General features: G+C 25.0%; 20 protein-coding genes and 5 tRNA genes. 22 read left to right on the top strand and 3 right to left on the bottom strand.

Annotated elements, in window-relative coordinates; all coding sequences use genetic code 4:
- Positions 1-54 precede the first annotated feature (54 nt).
- The 8 genes from MCOLE_RS02070 to MCOLE_RS02035 all read left to right on the top strand — a co-directional run bounded on the left by MCOLE_RS02070 (position 55) and on the right by MCOLE_RS02035 (position 2,537).
- Positions 55-390, top strand: coding sequence for a holo-ACP synthase (locus MCOLE_RS02070; RefSeq protein ID WP_100671021.1), 336 nt, complete (start codon positions 55-57; stop codon positions 388-390).
- Positions 383-868 carry a dihydrofolate reductase gene (locus tag MCOLE_RS02065; protein ID WP_100671019.1) on the top strand — a complete coding sequence of 162 codons (486 nt, stop codon included), beginning with the start codon at positions 383-385 and terminating at the stop codon, positions 866-868. The genes MCOLE_RS02070 and MCOLE_RS02065 overlap by 8 nt, the downstream gene beginning before the upstream one ends.
- A 1-nt stretch (position 869) precedes the next feature.
- Complete coding sequence (locus MCOLE_RS02060; protein WP_100671017.1) at positions 870-1,997, top strand: lysophospholipid acyltransferase family protein; 1,128 nt, start codon at positions 870-872, stop codon at positions 1,995-1,997.
- Positions 1,998-2,113: 116 nt separating this feature from the next.
- Positions 2,114-2,189: transfer RNA gene (locus tag MCOLE_RS02055), tRNA-Thr, on the top strand.
- A gap of 7 nt (positions 2,190-2,196) precedes the next feature.
- Positions 2,197-2,280: transfer RNA gene (locus tag MCOLE_RS02050), tRNA-Tyr, on the top strand.
- A 5-nt stretch (positions 2,281-2,285) separates the two neighbouring features.
- Positions 2,286-2,360 (top strand) — tRNA-Gln (locus tag MCOLE_RS02045).
- Positions 2,361-2,365: 5 nt separating this feature from the next.
- A tRNA-Lys gene (locus tag MCOLE_RS02040) sits at positions 2,366-2,441 on the top strand.
- A gap of 7 nt (positions 2,442-2,448) precedes the next feature.
- Positions 2,449-2,537: transfer RNA gene (locus MCOLE_RS02035), tRNA-Leu, on the top strand.
- A gap of 75 nt (positions 2,538-2,612) precedes the next feature.
- Here MCOLE_RS02035 and MCOLE_RS02030 read toward each other — a convergent pair.
- Positions 2,613-3,695 carry a lipoprotein gene (locus tag MCOLE_RS02030; RefSeq protein WP_100671015.1) on the bottom strand — a complete coding sequence of 361 codons (1,083 nt, stop codon included), beginning with the start codon at positions 3,693-3,695 and terminating at the stop codon, positions 2,613-2,615.
- Positions 3,696-3,877: 182 nt separating this feature from the next.
- Between MCOLE_RS02030 and rpmG the strand changes: the two genes are divergently transcribed.
- From rpmG to MCOLE_RS02005, 5 genes are all read left to right on the top strand, one after another.
- Positions 3,878-4,021, top strand: a complete 144-nt coding sequence (rpmG, locus tag MCOLE_RS02025; protein ID WP_011183279.1) for a 50S ribosomal protein L33 — start codon at positions 3,878-3,880, stop codon at positions 4,019-4,021.
- Between the two features lie 69 nt (positions 4,022-4,090).
- The gene (locus tag MCOLE_RS02020) at positions 4,091-5,164 is read left to right on the top strand and encodes an aminopeptidase P family protein (protein ID WP_100671013.1); all 1,074 of its coding nucleotides are present in this window, start codon (positions 4,091-4,093) and stop codon (positions 5,162-5,164) included.
- A 97-nt stretch (positions 5,165-5,261) separates the two neighbouring features.
- Positions 5,262-6,392 carry an AEC family transporter gene (locus MCOLE_RS02015; protein WP_100671011.1) on the top strand — a complete coding sequence of 377 codons (1,131 nt, stop codon included), beginning with the start codon at positions 5,262-5,264 and terminating at the stop codon, positions 6,390-6,392.
- 209 nt (positions 6,393-6,601) lie between these two features.
- Positions 6,602-7,594 (top strand): phosphatase PAP2 family protein, encoded by a 993-nt coding sequence (locus tag MCOLE_RS02010; RefSeq protein ID WP_164703816.1) that lies wholly within the window; start codon positions 6,602-6,604, stop codon positions 7,592-7,594.
- 98 nt (positions 7,595-7,692) lie between these two features.
- Entirely contained in the window at positions 7,693-8,772 is a 1,080-nt protein-coding gene (locus MCOLE_RS02005) for an acyltransferase family protein (protein WP_100671007.1), read from the top strand.
- Here the strand turns inward: MCOLE_RS02005 and MCOLE_RS02000 are convergent.
- Positions 8,769-9,533 (bottom strand): phosphotransferase family protein, encoded by a 765-nt coding sequence (locus MCOLE_RS02000; RefSeq protein ID WP_100671005.1) that lies wholly within the window; start codon positions 9,531-9,533, stop codon positions 8,769-8,771. The two genes, MCOLE_RS02005 and MCOLE_RS02000, sit on opposite strands and share 4 nt — an antisense overlap.
- 62 nt (positions 9,534-9,595) lie before the next feature.
- On the opposite strand from MCOLE_RS02000, the gene MCOLE_RS01995 reads away from it, so the two are divergent.
- The 7 genes from MCOLE_RS01995 to MCOLE_RS01965 are packed head-to-tail and all read left to right on the top strand — an operon-like array spanning position 9,596 to position 15,407.
- Positions 9,596-10,192 carry a non-canonical purine NTP pyrophosphatase gene (locus MCOLE_RS01995; RefSeq protein WP_100671003.1) on the top strand — a complete coding sequence of 199 codons (597 nt, stop codon included), beginning with the start codon at positions 9,596-9,598 and terminating at the stop codon, positions 10,190-10,192.
- Complete coding sequence (locus MCOLE_RS01990) at positions 10,189-10,731, top strand: tRNA (cytidine(34)-2'-O)-methyltransferase (RefSeq protein ID WP_164703849.1); 543 nt, start codon at positions 10,189-10,191, stop codon at positions 10,729-10,731. The genes MCOLE_RS01995 and MCOLE_RS01990 overlap by 4 nt, the downstream gene beginning before the upstream one ends.
- Positions 10,721-11,830: a nicotinate-nucleotide adenylyltransferase gene (locus MCOLE_RS01985; RefSeq protein ID WP_100670999.1), complete on the top strand. Its 1,110-nt coding sequence runs from the start codon at positions 10,721-10,723 to the stop codon at positions 11,828-11,830. Before MCOLE_RS01990 ends, MCOLE_RS01985 begins: the two co-directional genes overlap by 11 nt.
- Positions 11,830-12,480: a 5'-methylthioadenosine/S-adenosylhomocysteine nucleosidase gene (gene mtnN / locus MCOLE_RS01980; RefSeq protein WP_100670997.1), complete on the top strand. Its 651-nt coding sequence runs from the start codon at positions 11,830-11,832 to the stop codon at positions 12,478-12,480. Before MCOLE_RS01985 ends, mtnN begins: the two co-directional genes overlap by 1 nt.
- A 27-nt stretch (positions 12,481-12,507) precedes the next feature.
- On the top strand, positions 12,508-12,858 hold the full coding sequence (gene rbfA, locus MCOLE_RS01975) for a 30S ribosome-binding factor RbfA (RefSeq protein ID WP_099651209.1): 351 nt from the start codon (positions 12,508-12,510) through the stop codon (positions 12,856-12,858).
- Between the two features lie 55 nt (positions 12,859-12,913).
- Entirely contained in the window at positions 12,914-13,408 is a 495-nt protein-coding gene (locus tag MCOLE_RS01970) for a hypothetical protein (RefSeq protein ID WP_100670995.1), read from the top strand.
- Entirely contained in the window at positions 13,374-15,407 is a 2,034-nt protein-coding gene (locus tag MCOLE_RS01965; protein WP_164704236.1) for an MBL fold metallo-hydrolase, read from the top strand. The genes MCOLE_RS01970 and MCOLE_RS01965 overlap by 35 nt, the downstream gene beginning before the upstream one ends.
- A gap of 41 nt (positions 15,408-15,448) precedes the next feature.
- Here the strand turns inward: MCOLE_RS01965 and rpsT are convergent, their stop codons facing one another.
- Positions 15,449-15,694: a 30S ribosomal protein S20 gene (gene rpsT / locus MCOLE_RS01960; protein ID WP_011183267.1), complete on the bottom strand. Its 246-nt coding sequence runs from the start codon at positions 15,692-15,694 to the stop codon at positions 15,449-15,451.
- A gap of 137 nt (positions 15,695-15,831) precedes the next feature.
- On the opposite strand from rpsT, the gene holA reads away from it, so the two are divergent.
- The gene (gene holA / locus MCOLE_RS01955) at positions 15,832-16,791 is read left to right on the top strand and encodes a DNA polymerase III subunit delta (protein ID WP_100670993.1); all 960 of its coding nucleotides are present in this window, start codon (positions 15,832-15,834) and stop codon (positions 16,789-16,791) included.
- A complete protein-coding gene (locus MCOLE_RS01950; RefSeq protein ID WP_100670991.1) occupies positions 16,784-18,220 on the top strand; it encodes a hypothetical protein in 1,437 nt (478 codons plus the stop codon). Before holA ends, MCOLE_RS01950 begins: the two co-directional genes overlap by 8 nt.
- Positions 18,221-18,300 lie beyond the last annotated feature (80 nt).

The raw sequence follows: 18,300 nt of genomic DNA, 5'->3' as shown, positions 1-18,300 counted from the left end.
AGGTTTTTTTATTTGCCATAAATTGATAAAATTAAATAAAATAAAGGATAAAGTATGATAGAAAAAATTGGAATTGATATTGTTGAAAATAAAAGAGTTAATTTAAGACAAAGTTTTTTAAATAAAGTTTTATCAAGTTCTGAACTTGATAAGTTACAAACAATATTGTCAAAAAAATCTAAGATTGAATTTGTTGCAGGCAGATGAGCAGTTAAAGAAGCAATCATTAAAACTTTAAATAATGATCAAAATTTTGTGATGAGTAAAATTAATATAGGTTATACTGAAAAAACACCAATTATTTTAAATAAGGAATTAAAAAATATATTAATTTCAATTTCACATGAAAAAAAATACTCAGTTGGTATGGCGGTGAAACAAAATGATTAAAATGATTTGAGCACAAACAAAAGATGGAGTGATAGGTAAAGATAATTCATTACCTTGATCAATTAAAGAAGAAATGCAGCATTTTAGAAATACAACATTGAATCAAAATGTATTAATGGGTAGCAAGACTTTTGAATCGATGAACTTTAAAGGATTGCCAAATCGTATTAATTATGTGCTAACAAGAGATACAAATAAGTATAAGCATTTAGAAAAAGATAATTTAATATTCATAAATAACAGAGAAGAAATCATTGGTAAATTTAAAGGAATGGAATCAAAAGATATTTATATAATAGGTGGTAGCCAAATTTATGAACTATTCTTTGATGACTGTGACGAAATAATAAGAAGTGTTATCAAAAATCATTTTGAAGGAAATATACATATCAAAAACTTTAATTATGATAATTTTGATAAAATAAATATAGTGGAAAAAGAGCACTTTTATGTAGAATACATGAGTAGGAGAAAATAAAATGACTAAAGAAAAAGAAATTATTAAAACTGAGACTAAAAAACCTGTGGCTAAAAAAAGTACATCAACTAATAAAACTACAACAGCTAAAAAAACAACAGCTAAAAAAACAACAGCTAAAAAAACAAATGTAAAAAAAGTTGAAGTTAAAGAAAATAAAACAAAAGCAGTTGAAACTGTTCAAGTATTTGAAACAAAAACAAGTCAAGAACCAAAAGTTAAAAAAGAAAAAAACTCAAAAAAGAAAAAAGAAAAATTAAAATTAAATTTTTGAAAAATGACATACATGTGATTCCCTATGTGAAACATGATGCGAAAAGCAAAGAAAATTAGCAAAAAAAACATCAAAAGTCCAGGATACTTTTCAGAAGAATATTGTTATAACTTTGTTAAAAAAGCTGCAAAAAGAATATTGTATGTTTCAGATATTACAGTTAAATGTGAAGGAATTGAAAATTGATTAGATCGTGGTGTTATTTTAGCGCCTAATCATCAATCAAACTTTGATCCAGTAGCTCTTGTTGCTTTAAATAACTTTTACTTACAACAACCATTAGCATTCATTGCTAAAAAAGAATTATGAGAAGATAAAAAGTTTGGTAGATTTGTACGTTTAATGGATTGCATACCATTAGATAGAAAAAATCCAAGAAGTGCATTAGAGGCATTCAAAGAAGGAAAAGAATTAGTTGTTGATTTTAGACGTTCACTAGCTATATTCCCTGAAGGAACAAGAAGTCATTCACAAGAAGTGGGTGAATTCCAACCAGCAGCATTAAAAGTAGCTCAAATGGCTAATGCCCCTGTTGTTCCTGTAACAATCATTAACTCATACCAAGTATTTAGTAAAAACAGACCAAAACATATTGAAATCAAAGTTGTGTTTGGTAAACCAATCATGCCTTTAAAACATATTTCATTAAAAACAGAAGACTTAACAAAAAATACAAGAAAAGTTGTTATTGAAAATATGGAAAAATGAGCTGATAAAGAAATGTTATTAGATCACAAAATAATAAACAAAATTAACTTAAAAAATAGAGAAGATTTTAAAAAAACAGGTAAAACTAAGGCTAAAAAAGCAAAAGATAAGAAAAAAATTAAAGATATATTTAAAGTTGTTGATTAACAACTTTTTTAATTTTAAAAAAAGTTATTTTTTTTAAAATTTTGCTTGTTTATTTAAATTTAATAATATAAAATAAATAATGTCCTTGTAAAAAGAGGATAGCAAAAAAAGGCATCGCTGACTTAGCTCAGTTGGTAGAGCAATTGACTAGTAATCAATAGGTCGAAGGTTCAAGTCCTTTAGTCAGCACCATTTAAATGGAGGGGTAGCGAAGCGGTCAAACGCGGGTGGCTGTAACCCACTTCCTTTCGGTTCGGGGGTTCGAATCCCTCCCCCTCCACCATTTATTGGGCTATAGCCAAGCGGTAAGGCAAGGGACTTTGACTCCCTCATGCGCCGGTTCGAATCCTGCTAGCCCAACCAACTTTGACTCGCTAGCTCAGTCGGTAGAGCAACTGGCTTTTAACCAGTGGGTCCGGAGTTCGAGCCTCCGGCGAGTCACCATATACATCCCCAAGTGGCGGAATCGGTAGACGCAGTGGACTTAAAATCCACCGGGCTTTATCTCCCGTGCCAGTTCAAGTCTGGCCTTGGGGACCATTTAAAAAACACAATCAATCTTCGGATTGATTTTTTTGTTTATAAGCGTATAAAAAAAATAGGATTTCAACCCTATTAGTATTTATTTAAATTGTATGAATATGATTCTGATCCTGATTCTGAACCTGATTCTGAACCTGAACCTGATGATGATTTAGAATCTCTTATAACTCAGTTATCTCAATGCTTTCAATTTCATTGAGATGCTCTTGAATTTAAATTATAATTAGTATTTCCTGATTTATATGTTTCTGTCATTATATCTTTAGAATGAACAATAGTTTGCACACCATTTATAAAATTATTTATAAGATCATTTTGTTGATAATTGCTTTCACCTAAATCTGGATTATCTCCATCTTTTCTAACTTGTTGATAAGCTTCAAATCCTTCTAAATAACCTACAAATTCACCATTTCTAATAATTAAGAATAAAGGTCCTTTTGAATTTTTAATAGCATCAACTCTTGAATTTATTTCTTCGTTAACTTTTTTTATTTCTGCTTTATCTTTTGTTTTATCTCATGATTGGTTGTGTTTATCAATATTAGCATAAACCATTCTAGCAATTGAAGGTTTAATTCAATCGTTTAATATTTTCTTAGTTGCTTTATCTGTTCATAAATCTCCAACAGTATCAACAGTTGTTCCGTGCAGTTCAATTTTAGTACCAGTAGCTGTATAGCTGAAAGTGTTTAATTCAGTTTGATTTTCAAAATATCACAAATCTTTTTTCTTATTATAAGTAACATTTGTTTCAACTAAATTTAAAGCATCAGTACCATTTGTATTATTAGTTCCTAAAGCTTCACCAATACCTTTAAATTTTCCTCCAAATGTATTTGTAGAAGAAGCATTTGATTCATTCAATTTATCAAAAGCTTCATCTAATGAAGCACTTTGTTCAAGATTAACTGATTCTTTTAATGCATATTCAAATGATAAAGAAGAAAGATTATCTTGTGCACCAATATAGTAAACAAGAGTTGAACCTTTTTGTTCGATACTACCTTCATCGTTTAATGTTGGTTTAGTTGCATTAGCAAGTTTTGCAAAATTATCATAAGCTGGTATTGCTGTATTTCCGCAAGCTACTACAAGTGATGCTGATGAAGCAGTCAAAGTAAACGCTCCTAAAAGAGCTATTAATTTTTTCATAAATCCTCCTTAAGTTAAATGACAAAAATCATTATTAATATTTTACTATAAAACATTAAAAATAACTAATTTAATATTTAATAATGAAATATTTTGCTATCTAACTTGTAAAAAAGTAGAAAGATTGATATTATTAAATAGATATTGTATCTATACAAAAAAAGTTTAGCGAGGTGACGTTTATGCGTGAAAAATATATTCTACGTTGTACAGAATGTAAAAATGAAAATTACATTGGTAAAAACGATAAGAAAAAAGAAAAAATAGAAGTTAAAAAATTCTGCAGCAACTGTAACAAACACGAATTACATAAACAAAAAAAATAGTTTTAACTATTTTATTTTTTTATTTAAATAAAAATTTAATTTAAAATTAATTTAAAACAAGGAGCACTTATGAAAAAACAAGAAATAATAAATCAATTATTAGACTCTAATTCAGCAGAAGCAATTTTATTTTACTCACCTGAAAACAGATATTGATTTTCAAGATTTAAATCTTCATTAGGATATTTATTAATAACTAAAACAAAAAGTTATTTATTAGTTGATGGAAGATACATTACAGCTGCAAGAAATTCAAAAAATATTCCAGCTGAAATAGAAATTAAGGAATTCTCAAACAATTTATTTACTCAAATAAAAGAAATATTAAAACAACATAATGTTAAAAAATTAGGATTTGAATCAGATTGAGTACATTATGCAGATTTTGAAAAATATACTTCAATTTTTGCAGATCAAACTTTAGTACCAATAAATTGTTCTGAAATTAGAATTGTTAAAGATGAATGAGAAATTGAACAGTTGCAAAAGGCTTGTGATATTACAAATGAAGTTTTTGAAGCAATTCTTGACTACGTAAAACCAGGAATGACTGAAAAAGAATTACAAAGATTTATAGATAATGAATTCTTAGTAAAAGGTGCTGAGAAAATTTCATTTGATACTATTATTGCATCTGGTGTAAACGGAAGTATGCCTCATGCTGTTCCAACTGACAAAAAAATTGAAATCGGAGATCTTGTAACTATTGATATGGGATGTTATTATAATGGGTATTGTTCAGATCAAACTAGAACTATTGCTATTGGTGAAATTGACCCTAAATTAGAAGACATTTATAATGCAGTTTATGAAGCACAATCGTTGGGAATAAGTTTAGTATCTGAGGGTGTTAATGCTGGAGAGATACATAAACAAGTGTATGATTTTATTGAAAAAAGAGGATACGCAGGATACTTTACTCATGGTTTAGGTCATGGTTATGGAGTTGAAATTCATGAAGAACCATACGCTTCAGCTGCAGGAAATACTGTTTTAAAAGAAAACATGACTTTAACAATTGAACCAGGTATTTATATTCCAGGATTAGGTGGAGTTAGAATTGAAGATGATATCTTGGTTTTAAAAGATGGTTACAGAATGCTAACTTCAGCAACAAGAGAACTAGTAAAACTTAAATTTTAATCAAAGTGGACCAAAGGTTCATTTTTTTTATATTTATATAACTTATTAAATTATTAATACTTTATAATTGATATAAATATAGTTTTGGAGAAAAAAAATGTTTTATAGTGGTTCAGTAAAAGCTATGATAGACGTATTATCAAATTTTAATTTTTGAAGTATTCTGATAGCTGCATCGTTTATTATTTTTATAGGTTTTATATTTGAAAGAAAAACACTCATTTTTGCTGATTGAGAAAAAGTTGTTGTTAAGATAATTTTATATGCAGCATTGCCTGCATTAGCACTTAAAAGTTTTTTAATTGATATAAATACTGATTATATTTGAGAATCTATTTTTGTAGCAATTTTAGGTTTTATATTTTATACAAGTTTAACCTTTGGATCCAAATATTTTTTCATAGGTAAAACAAAATCACTACAAGATACATTAGGAATGAGTGTTGCTTTTTCATCAGCAGTTTATTTTGGTGTAATGATTATAAAAGCAATATCTCCAGCTGATCAACAGCAGTCAATAGATTTATATTCATCATTATTTTTAATTGGTTTCTGAATTTTCATGTATTCAGCAGCGGATAATATAATGAAAAAGAAAAGATATGATGAAAACGAAGTACGAAATAGTTTGTTAGATGAAAATCAAAAGTTTTCATTTATGAATATGCTTAAGGTTTTTAAAAACCCAGTTATAATAGCTACATTTATAGGAATATTTTTATGATTATTTCAATTAATTCCAGGTGTGAAAGTAATACACATAGACAATACGTATTATTCAATAAGCAGAGTAGATAAATTTATTCCTGGTTTAAGTCAAATATTAAGCATATTAGCTCCATTAGCTAGTCCGCTTGCATGATTTTCAATGGGAGCAGTTTTAGCAAAGAGTCAAATTAAGGAATCTTTCCAATCATGATTAATTTGATGAGCTACTTTTGTTAAAAATATAATTACACCATTAATTTGCGTTGTATTATTTATCATATTTAGTTTATTACTTAAAATAACCACTGGAAAAGGTATAACTTCACTAGCATTTGTATTATGTGTAGCAATCATAGCTTCACCAACAGCAAACACAATCGTAGGTTATGCAATTATTTACAATAAAGAACCAAAAATCGCCTCTCATGTAGGTACTTTGACAATTTTAACAAGTATAATTACAATACCATTTTGAATACTAATATCATCTGCTATTGGTGCCACAAGTTTTTTCTCATAATACGCAAAAACATTTTTTTATCAAAAAATTGTTTTTTTTTTTTTTTTTGTCTACAATAAAACTTAAACGATGCTTAAGGAATAATCAAAGAAATGGAATTTTTAAGGGAAAAAAATAAACTAAATAAATTTATTATTTATCCTCTGATAGGTATTTTTTTACTTAACTTATTTTTTTTCATATTTTCTTCATTTTACGATTATGAAATAATGGAAATATTTGCACAGTTATTAAAAATTGATTTTCTAAAATATCCTTCAATTTATTATTTACAATCAGGTTACACAGATTTATACATTGTTTTTGCATTGATAGCCTTTATTATAATAGAATATATTTTAATAAATCTAAATAAGAAAAAAGGAGTAGACAAAGACTTTTGATCTTGAATATTTTTTGTTTTGATATTGATTACATGATTTATTTTTATGTTTTTAAAAGTAAGTAGTTCATGAAAATTTAATATGACGGTTGAAACTATTGAAGGAAATATCTTGAAATTTAATATAAAAAAATTTATTAGTGCAAAAGATTTTAGAATATTGTTAGTTATCATAGTTATTTTACAATTCTTTATATTAATAAGCGTACTATTATATGCAAAATTAGTTTGATTTAAAAAACCATTTTTTTATGAAAATAAATACTGAGTTAAATGTATTCAACTAATTGTTTTTTTCTTTTTAGCTTATGGATTAGTAGGATCATTAAAAATCTTGATGGGAAGAGATTACTATAACTCAATTGAAGCTGTTTTGAAAGAAAGAGTAAACATGTTTGAAGACAAATATGGAATTGCGATAAAATTTAATCCAAATTGAATTAAATCACCAGATGGTTTTCAACCTTGATGAATTTTTAATGGTTTAATTGGTAATCCAAATAAAATAGATTGATCTCTTGAAAAATTATTTAATTCTAATGCTTTTCCATCAGGACACATGGCTCAAATGGGAATGTGTGGATTTGCATTTATTTTTATAATTGATTTTAAAAATCCAAATAATTTGTCAAAAGGAAAAATAATTGGAATTTATTTATTCTTTGTACATCAATTATTTTTAGTTATATCATTTTTAATTAATGGAAGTCACTGACTTACTGATACAACATTTACTTGAATGTGAATTATTATATGTTCTTATTTATCAATAGTTATAGTTAATAAAATAGTAAATAAAAAAATCTTAGTTAAAAACTAAGATTTGTTTTAAAATAGATTTTTGACTAAAATTCAAGACTTGTTATTTTATTTTTTCTGACTTTAAATATACTTAATAAATATTTTAAAGGGGCTATAATGAAAAAAAGAAATTCAGCGTTTGATATATTAAAAATATTTTTATCTATATTTGTTGTTTTATATCATCAATATTTGCATCAGGGAAGTGTTTTTAACGAAAATTTCAGTCAATTTGATAGTTGAATTTTTAGTATTTTTTCAGTAGTAATTGCTTCCCCTGTCCCTATTTTTATTTTGATATCTGCTTATCTTGCAACTATTTCATCTAAACAAGATTTAAGAGGTTTTTTTAAATTTGGCATAGACACTTTCTTATATTGAGTTATATGTGTTATTTTGGTTATTATTTTTGTTTCTGGCTTAAATGTTGATATTAGTATAAGTAGAACTTTAACTTTTGGAGGAAGAGATTGATGATATTTATGATCTTTTTTGATTATTAAATCTATTTCTCCAATATTAGTTCATGGTATAAAAAATGTTAATAAATTGGTTAGCTTAACAGGAATTATATTTCTTTTATTTATGAGATTTGCTTTTATAAAATCTAACAATAACGAGTTATTTAACGCCGGAACAATAATAGGTTTTTTGTCTGTCTATTTGGTAGGTATATGGATGACTTTTTTTCTAAAAGAACAAATAAAAAATAAAAGTGTTATAAAAGCTTCAATAATTGTTTGTTTTACGTTTGTTGTATTCTCTTTTATTTTTAAAATAATGCAATTTTGAATAGATTTTAATATTTCTAAACTATTAGGATTTGATTCACCAATGACACCTTTTCCTGTTATATTTAGCATATTTGTGTTTATTTTAATTACAAATGTTTATATTGAAGAGAAAAAGTTTATTAATTTAATTGCTAAAACTTTATTGCCAGTTTATTTATTTCACTTTATTTTTGAGATCATAATGAACCAATTTATTTGAAGCAAAGTTTTTAAAAACTCAAATAGTTTAGGCCTATATGAATTAAATTTCTTTATAGCTTTAATTACATGGCTTATTACAGAAGCATTTGCTCTTTTAATAATGTATCCGCATGGCTTTGTTTCAAAATATTTAAATATATCTCTTTGGGCAACAATTCATTTTATAAATCAAAAATATAAAAAAATCTTAGTTAAAAGCTAAGATTTTATATTTTCAAATTTTTCTTTGGCTATATCTTTAAAAATTTGATCGTTAGTTTGTTCAAACATATAACTTGCCCAATAAATTCATAAGTAATTTTGATATAAAATCAAATCAGTTATTTTATTTAATTCTGTTTGAGATAAATTTAATAAATTTAAAAATACATTTCATCTTTTTTTATTTAAAGATTCACTTACGAAACTAGCATAATCAAATAAATAGTGATTATACATTGCATACTCAAAATCAATTACTTTTCACCCTTTTTTATAATTAATAAAATTACCTTTTACTAAGTCATTGTGAGAAAAAACAGGTTTAGACTTATCACTTCAATAATTATCTATTATTGAGTTAACTTGCTCTTTTATAAAATCTAAATCATACAAACACTCTTTTGTATTTTTAATAAAGAAATTTAAGAATTCTTTAGGATCAAATGTCTTTATATTAATCAATTCTAGATTATGAATTTTACTAATTATTTTAATTATTGATTTCATCTTATTAACACATATATCTGTTTCATGAAGAGTTATAGCATTATCAAAAAATTCAGTTTTAGATGTCAATTGTGTTTTATTAAGTTTTCATTCAAAAGGTATAATCATAAAATCATTTTTCAAATAATTTAATTGTTCATAAACCTTAATTTCATTAACTCTATCAAGGTATTTATCAACATATGGATAAGATTCTTTAATTATTTTTTTTTCTTTAATAAATATTTTATTACTTAAACCGTGAACTGCTTTCATTTTTATACCTAAACCTCTAAAATATATAATATATATTATCAAATTATCTCAGAAAGGCAGTCATGAATAAAAAAGAATTATGAATAGCTACCAATAATGAGGGTAAAATCAAAGAATTTAAAATGCTACTACCTGATTATGAAATAAAAAGTGTTAAAGACTTACCAGAATATGTTGAACCAGAAGAAAATGGTGAAACTTTATTAGAGAACGCAAAAATTAAAGCTGAAGCACTTTCAAAATATATTAATGGCTGAGCTATTGGAGATGATACTGGTTATTTTTTTGATGCACTTGATGGTTTTCCGGGAGTTTATTCAAGAAGATGAGCATATCCAGTAACTGATTTTAAAGAGATATGTAAAATGATAATGAAAAAAACAGAAAATTCAGATAACAAAAATATGAGCATGCAAACTGCAATTGTAATTTGTAATTGCAATCAAAATGAAAGTTTTGAAGCTTTAGGTGTTACTAAAGGTGTTATGGGAGAAGAATTAAAAGTGTCAGATCATACTTTTGGTTATGACTATATTTTTAAACCAGAACCATTCAATGTTTATTGCGCTGAATTAACTGAAGAAGAAAAGATAAATTGTTCTGCAAGAGCATATGCACTAAATGAAATTAAGAAAATAATTGAAAAGGAAATTAAATAATGGAAAGACAAGTTAATATAGTTTTATACGAACCAGAAATAGCTCAAAATGTTGCAGCTATCATTAGAACATGTGTTGCTACTAATGCTAAATTACATATTATTGAACCATTAGGTTTTATATTCAAAAAAGAGGAGTTAAATCGTGCAAGTGCAGGTACTTTTGATTTAGTTGAATATGAGTTATACGATGATTGAGAAGATTTTTGTGAAAAAAATCCAAGTATTGATTTATTCTGCATTTCAAGATATGGAGAAAAACCTCATAGTGATTTTGATTTTAATTCATATGAGAAACCTGTTTTTGTAATGTTTGGTAAAGAATCAACAGGAATTCCAAAACAAATAATAAAAGATAATTATAAAAACACTTTTAGACTGCCAATGTCACCTCAAACAAGAAGCATTAATGTAGCTAATACTGTTGGAATTGTAACTTATGAAATTTTAAGACAATGAGATTACCCAACTTTAAGTAAAACCGAAGTTCAAAAAGGTAAAGATTACATTATGAGTGAAAGATGAAAAGATGAAAAATAATAAAAAAATAGCACTTTTTGGTGGTAGTTTTGATCCTGTCCATACTGACCATTTTAATATGGCTAAAGCATGTCATGATAAATTAGGTTTTGAAGAAGTTTGAATAATCCCTACCTTCTTAAATCCTTTCAAATCTTCAACTAAAACATCAAATGAAGAAAGACTTAATTTACTTAATTTAATTTTTGAAAATGAAGATTACATTAAAATTGATCAATTTGAAATGAATAATCAAAGAGTAACAACAACTTATGAAACTGTTTCTCATTTTAAAAAAATGTATCCTTATTATGATTTTTCTTTTGTAATAGGTTCTGATAATTTGAATCGTTTAGAAGAATGAAATAATTTTGATGAATTAATTAATTTGGTTAATTTTATTGTTTTTGAAAGAAGCAATAATTACAAAAAAGAAGTTGCGCAAAAATACAACTTGCCAATTTATTATTTTGAAAACAATTATTTAAGTTCAACTAAAATAAGAGAACTTGAAGATTTAAAATTATTAATTCCAAAAGTTAACGATTACATTAATTATCACTTATTATATCTAGATATAAGAATGAAACCATTTATGGATGAACAAAGATACCAACATTGTTTAAACGTTGGAGAAATGGCTGCTAAATTAGCTGAATTAAACAATATTGACCCACAAAAAGCAAAAGTTGCTGGAACATTACATGATATAACAAAGAGATGATCAGAAGAAAAGCAAATTGCATACTTAACTAAGTATGAAAAAGCTTTACTTGGTGAACCAAAACCAGTTTGACATTCATACACTGGAGCATTTCATTTAAAATATGATTGATTAATTAATGATGAAGAAATTATTAATGCAGTTTATAACCATACAGTTGGCTGTGAAGAAATGACAACATTAGATATGATAGTTTTTTGTGCAGACAAAATTAGTGTTGAACGTGATTATGAAGATGTTCAATATTATCGTGAAGAATGTTTTAAAGATTTAAAAACAGGATTTATTAAATTATTAATAAATCAATATGATGTAGCAATTAAAACTCATGGAATTGAAGCTATTGGAGATAAACTTTTAAAAACATATAATTTTTACGTAAAAGGAGATAATTAATGAAATTAATAATTGGAGCTATGCATGAGGAATTACAAGATTCAATAGCGTTTTATAATTTAAAAAAAATAGAAGAAGAAAAATTTCTTATTTATAAAAATGAAGAAATTATGTTTTGTATAACAGGCGTTGGATTAATTAATTCAGCAGCTCAATTAGCATATATTTTAACTAAATATGAAATTGATTCAATAATTAATATTGGAACTAGTGGTGGTTGTGATAACAGTTTAAAACAAGGTGATATTATACTTGTTGATAAAGTTTATAATAGTGTTGCTGATGCAACAGTTTTTGGTTATGCATATGGACAAGTTCCAAGAATGCCAAAATACTATGAAACAAATAAAGAAAAAATAATGAATAAAATTGATTCTGCAAAAATTAAGAATATTGCATCATCTGATATATTTATTCACTCGATTGATCAAGTAAATTCTTTAGTGAAAAAAATTGATGATGAAATTAGCATTTTAGATATGGAATGTTTTGCCTATGCTCAAACTGCTTATTTATTTGAAAAGGAATTTAGTGTAATTAAAATTGTAAGTGATATTATTGGAAAAAAAGATGCAAATAATGTCCAATTTAATGATTTTATTAAAATTGCAGGAAAAGAAATTTTGGAAATACTTAAAAAAATATTATAATAATAGTATAGAACTCGAGGTGGATTTATGGCAAATCACAAAATTAAAGGTAGAAAAGAAGCTACAATCTTAAGAGAACTTACAATCATTATTGAAAGAGAAATGAAAAATGACATTTTAAGAGCTCTTTCAATCGCTGAAGTAAGATTAACAAATGATAGTGAAATAGCTAAAATTTATTGATCATTCTTACCATTAAACAAAGAAATAACAAAAGAATTAATAGCAAGTGAATTAGAAGACAACAAAAAAACAATTCGTATGAAATTAGCACATAAACTAAATACAAGAACTGTTCCAGATTTATTTTTCGAATATGATACAAGTTTAGAAAATGCTAATAGAATTGAAGAAATTCTAAATAAAGTAAATAAATAATTCAATAATTAATCTACTTAGGTAGATTTTTTTATTTTTTTCATTAATAACTAGTATGAAAAAGACTAAGTACATATTAGCTACAATCGTAATTTTAATTCTTGTTTTTATAACAAGTATTTTTAGTTTTGATAACTTAAGTAAAAAAGAAATGTTTATATTTGAAATGAGATATGAATTTAAAACAACAATTGATGACTTTAAATACCCTAAAAAATTACCTAAAAATAAATATAAAAACTATTGAAAGGAATTTCAAGATATTAATAGTAATTTAAATTGATTTGAACCCATTAAAATTCAACTCGACACAGATTATATAATTCTTGATATAAAAGAAAATTATGTGGAAAAAATAAACTACACTAATTTAAAATTAAATGATCTTTTAGTTTTCAATTTAAGCCATGTTGAAAATACTGAATTGTTTCTAATTTTGAATCAGTCAAAACCTTCTTCTATTATTGAAAGTGAGGTGAAATCTTTCTGTGAATCTAAAAATGACAAATTTTTATATGAAAAAGGGATTACTAAGTTGATTACATTTTAAATCAATATCATATTTTGCTTTCTTGATTTCACTTGTGACTATTTATAATTTTATATATTCAAAAGAAGTAATTTACTTATTATTAACAATAGTATTATTAATTTATTTTTTTTATACACAAGAAAAGTATAGAAAAGCATTTATAGCTTTTTGAATAATTAGTGCTTTAATTTTACTTTTAATTTACTTGTACTGAAATTCAAATACTTTTCAGCAAGATCAAGTAATAGAAGAACAAGGACGAGTAATAAAATGTAAAACTAATTATATTATTGTGAAAATTAAAAACTCCAAATTCTATGTTCAAGCAACACAAAATAACTATGTTGTTGGAATGAAGATAAAAATTACAGGTAACGTTTCTGAAATAAATTCGACAGCTAATTATTATCAATTTGACTTTAAAGATTATTTAATGAAGGATTATGTTAGGTATCAATTAAAAGTATCAAACGTAGAACAATTAAATAATTTTAATATAAGAGTTGTATTTTATAAACTTTTTAAACTTGATAATGCCCATGCATTGATAAATATTCTTTTTCTTAATAAACAAGATTCATCTGACTTACTGATTTCTAATCTTAATAATTTAGGCTTAAAGTTTTTAATAAATTTTAACTTAATCAACATATTATTGTTTTTTAAATATATTGAAAAAATGACAGGTAAAAAAGTATCAATATTTTTAATAATCATTTTGTTTACATGAAACTATCTTACATGTTGACCAATGATTATGACTAGAATTTTGTTTAAACAAATATTAAATAGTTTTGAAAAGCTAAAAGATAAAAAAGAACTTAAAAACTTAATAGTAATGATTTGATTAATTTTATTATTTCCAAACTTTATATCAAGTTCAGGTTTCTGATATATTAACTTAATTATTCTTTTTAGTTCTTTAATGAACAAAAGAGTTAATAAAATTTGAGGTTTTATATATTTTTATATTCTATTAAATGTATTAAACGCCTATTTCACATATCAGTTAAATATAACATCAAGTTTTTATGCTATTCTACTTTCACCTATATTAAGTGTTTATTACTTAATAACACCAATCTTTTATTTTATTGATAAAAACTTATTAAACAATTTATATGATGTATTACTATTAATTATTTCAATATTTAACAGTTTCAGTTTGATTAGAAATGTAGGTAGTTTTAATATACTATTTTTAATATTAGGATTTATAATGTCAGTTACTTTAGCAACTAATTTAGTTACAATCAAAATAAAAATATTTTGAGCAATATTGTTTTTACTGACATGAGGCTTACTTTGATTATTAAAACCAAGTGAATATTTATCAATGTTAAATGTAGGTAATGGTAATAGTTTTGTTTATCACAATAAATGAAATAACATAACTATTATATTTGATGCTGGGGTAGGGAAACAAAGAAGTTCAAATTTAGTTAGTGATTTCTTAAAGTACGAAGGAATAAATAAAATTGACATTGTTTTCATTTCACATACGCATGAAGATCATTACAATAATTTATTTAGTTTAAAAGAAAACTTTAAGATAAAACAAATTATTTTAAACAATGACTTCACTAATAGCATCAAAATAAAGAATGTAATAATTAATGTTTTTATTAATCCCAATGCTAATTCAGAAAATAATAAAAGCTTAGTTTTAATAGTAGATGTAGGTGATGTAAGATCTGTTTTTATGGGAGATGCTGAAAAAGAAACAGAAAATCATTTAATGAACAGAATAGATTTCTTATACATTTTAAATTTAAAAAAAGTTAATATTTTGCAAATAGGACATCATGGAAGTAAAACAAGCTCGAGCGTTGAGTTTATTAATTTAATAAACCCAGATATAGCTTTAATCAGCGGAGAAAATGAAGGGGGAAATAAAAAATTTCCACATCAAGAAACAATAAACACTTTGAAAAGATTGAAAATTAACTATTACATAACAAATGGAAATAATAATTTTTTTGTAATGTTCAAAAATTTAAAAGTCGTAAAAAAATAAGGCAACATTTGTTGCCTTACATTATTCTTTTTAGTTGAGAATTACGCTTGCATTAAACGTGATTTTTCTCTTGCAGCTTTATTAGGTTTTAAGATACCTTTTTTAACACCTTTGTCAACTAAACTAACTGCGTGGTTAATTAAATCTGTTGCATCAGTAGCTTCATCTTTTTTAGCAGCTAAAGCTTTTTTAATCGCTGTTCTAATTTCTGATTTAATCGCTTTGTTTGAAGCTCTTGATTTTTCGTTAGTTAAAACACGTTTTTTTTGTGATTTAATATTTGGCATAATTTCAACTCCTTTATATAATTTTTAGTACAATTTAGATTATAACAAATAACTAGATAAAATTAAACATTTTTATTCTTTAAACATTTTTATCTAATCATTGATATAAAATAAGAATAACATTTGTGGAGGTAAGCATGTATTTTATTTATTCAGAGGATCATTTTTTATTAACAAAAACAGTAAATAAACTAGTTAAAGGATTACTAGCTGAAAAAGATTATGAAGTTGAAAATTATTCTTTAATTTACAATGATATATCTGAGATTTATACTACCTTAAATACGTTTTCATTATTTGGCGAGCCAAAAATATTAATAATAAGTGATGCATGATTTGCAACTGAAGAGAAAATAAGTTTGCACAGAAATTATTCAGAAGAAGCTCTATACAAAATTCTTGAAAGTAAAACAGATAATATTGTTATTTTTACTTTGAATAATGAAAGAATATCAAAAAGGCTAAAATTAGTTAAATACATAGAAGAAAATTTGGAAGTAACAAATGTTAAACCAATGCAAGAAAATGAAGTTTTAAACTATATTAAAGCATTCTTTACAAGAAGTGAAAAGTCAATTACAGATCATGATGCTGCATTTATATTTCAATCAATCCCAAAGGATATGCAAACATTAACTAACGAATTAACCAAACTATCTCATATTGAATCTGATGTAATAACATTAGAAGATATTAAAAATAACCTAACTAAGTATATTGAAAATGATATTTTTGAATTATCAAACGCTTTTGTAAATAATCAAACACAAATATTCTTAAAATTATATAAAGATTATTTATTATTGAATGATGATATATCAAAATTGATAGCCCTATTAAGTTCAACTGTAGTTTTCTTTAGAGATGTGAATGTTATGAGACAGCAAGGCATGAGAAATGATGAAATAGTTCAAATAACTAAGGCTCACCCCTATAGAGTTAAAGTTGCACTATCAAATAAACTTAACATTAAAAAATTAAATGATAAAATTAAATTATTATATTCTATTCAACAAGGCGTTTTAAATAACACTATGGATAAAGATAATATAGTTGAATATCAATTTATAAAAAACATGGAGGATAAAAATGGATAATAAAAAGATTTATATTAGTATTTCACATTTAATGTTTAATGTTATCAAGAACAATAAATTAAAGTACTATTTAAGAAAAGATGAAGCTTTTAGAAAAGAAGTTATAAAATTAATTGATTTATTACTACTTTTAGAAAGTGATAAATTTAAATGTAGATATAATCGTAAAAAGATCGCTGCTGAATTTGCTAAAGCTTATGTAAAAATTACAAAAGTTTCAAACAGATTTGAAGTACCAGAAGATGAAATGAATAGCGAAGAAATATATGCTGAATATTCACGTGTTGTTGGATTTATTAGTGAAAACTATAAAACAACGAGAAAAACATTAACAAATGAGGAAGAGTTATTTACAATTGAAGATATCGAATTAAATGGTAAATTATCAGCTGATTTTGTTAAAAAAATGGATGAAAAATTGGCTGATGAAGCAAAAGAGAAAGCTGAAAAAGAAGCTAAGGAAAAAGCTGAAAAAGAAAAAACTAATCCTGAAGATAAAAAAACAACAGCAGGTGCTGAAAATTTTAATCAACAAAATTTTAATCAACAACAAAATTTCTTTGGTGGAAATATGGGTGGGAATATGCCTCAAAATATTTTCATGAATCCAAAATTTTATCCATTTAAAACAAAACCTAAGTATATGCCAATACTTAAAAAATGTTTTACATTGCTTATGCTATTAACAATTATATTCTATGTAGCTCTAATTATTTATGTAGGAACTGTAAGAGTAGATTTGGATTATAAAAATGATAATTCTTTAATTCATGTTCTTTTCCCTGAAGCAAAATGGGAAGCTGGATTTGAATATTGAATAGTAACAACAAGTGCAAAAGCAAAAGTTTCAAATTTTTCAACAAATGTTGATATTTTTGCTAAGTCAACGACAAATATTGGTTCTATTATATTCGCAATTTTCTACTTGTTATGATTTGGTTATATAGGCTATACATTTTGAAAAAAACAAGATGCATCAAGATTGAAATTTAGAGTAAGTGGATTCACATTATTAATTGTTGCAGTATTTGTATTTTTCCTTTTATTTGAAACTGCTGGTTCAATATCAAATGATTTAGTTATGAAAAAATGAAATTCTTATGGCTCATTATCAATCAAACTAGCTGGAGAAGAAAATCCAATACCAATTAAAGATTTTAACTACTATGATAACTTTATTGCAAATTTAACATCAAATTATACTTCAGAATTAAAAGTTATTACAAGTCTTTCAATATGTGCTTTTGTTTCATCAATTTTAACTTTAATGGGAGCTATAATGTTAGTTATCATTAATCCAAAAAAAGACGTTCAAAAAATTATGAAAGCAAGAACTGAACAAGCAAATGCAACAATGGCAGCAATGCAAGGCAAACATTATGAAATTGATCCTTCATTATTTGATGAAGATGAACAAAATAATAATTAAATGATAGATTTCTATCATTTTTTTTATTTTGCAAATGCATATTCTTTGTTCAGAAATGAAAATGTTATAATATTTAAAGC

Origin of the sequence: Mesoplasma coleopterae (assembly GCF_002804245.1) — a bacterium.
Lineage (GTDB): Bacteria > Bacillota_I > Bacilli_A > Mycoplasmatales > Mycoplasmataceae > Mesoplasma > Mesoplasma coleopterae.
The sequence above is the reverse complement of the archived record's forward strand: the minus strand, read 5'-3'. Positions and strand labels throughout refer to the sequence as shown.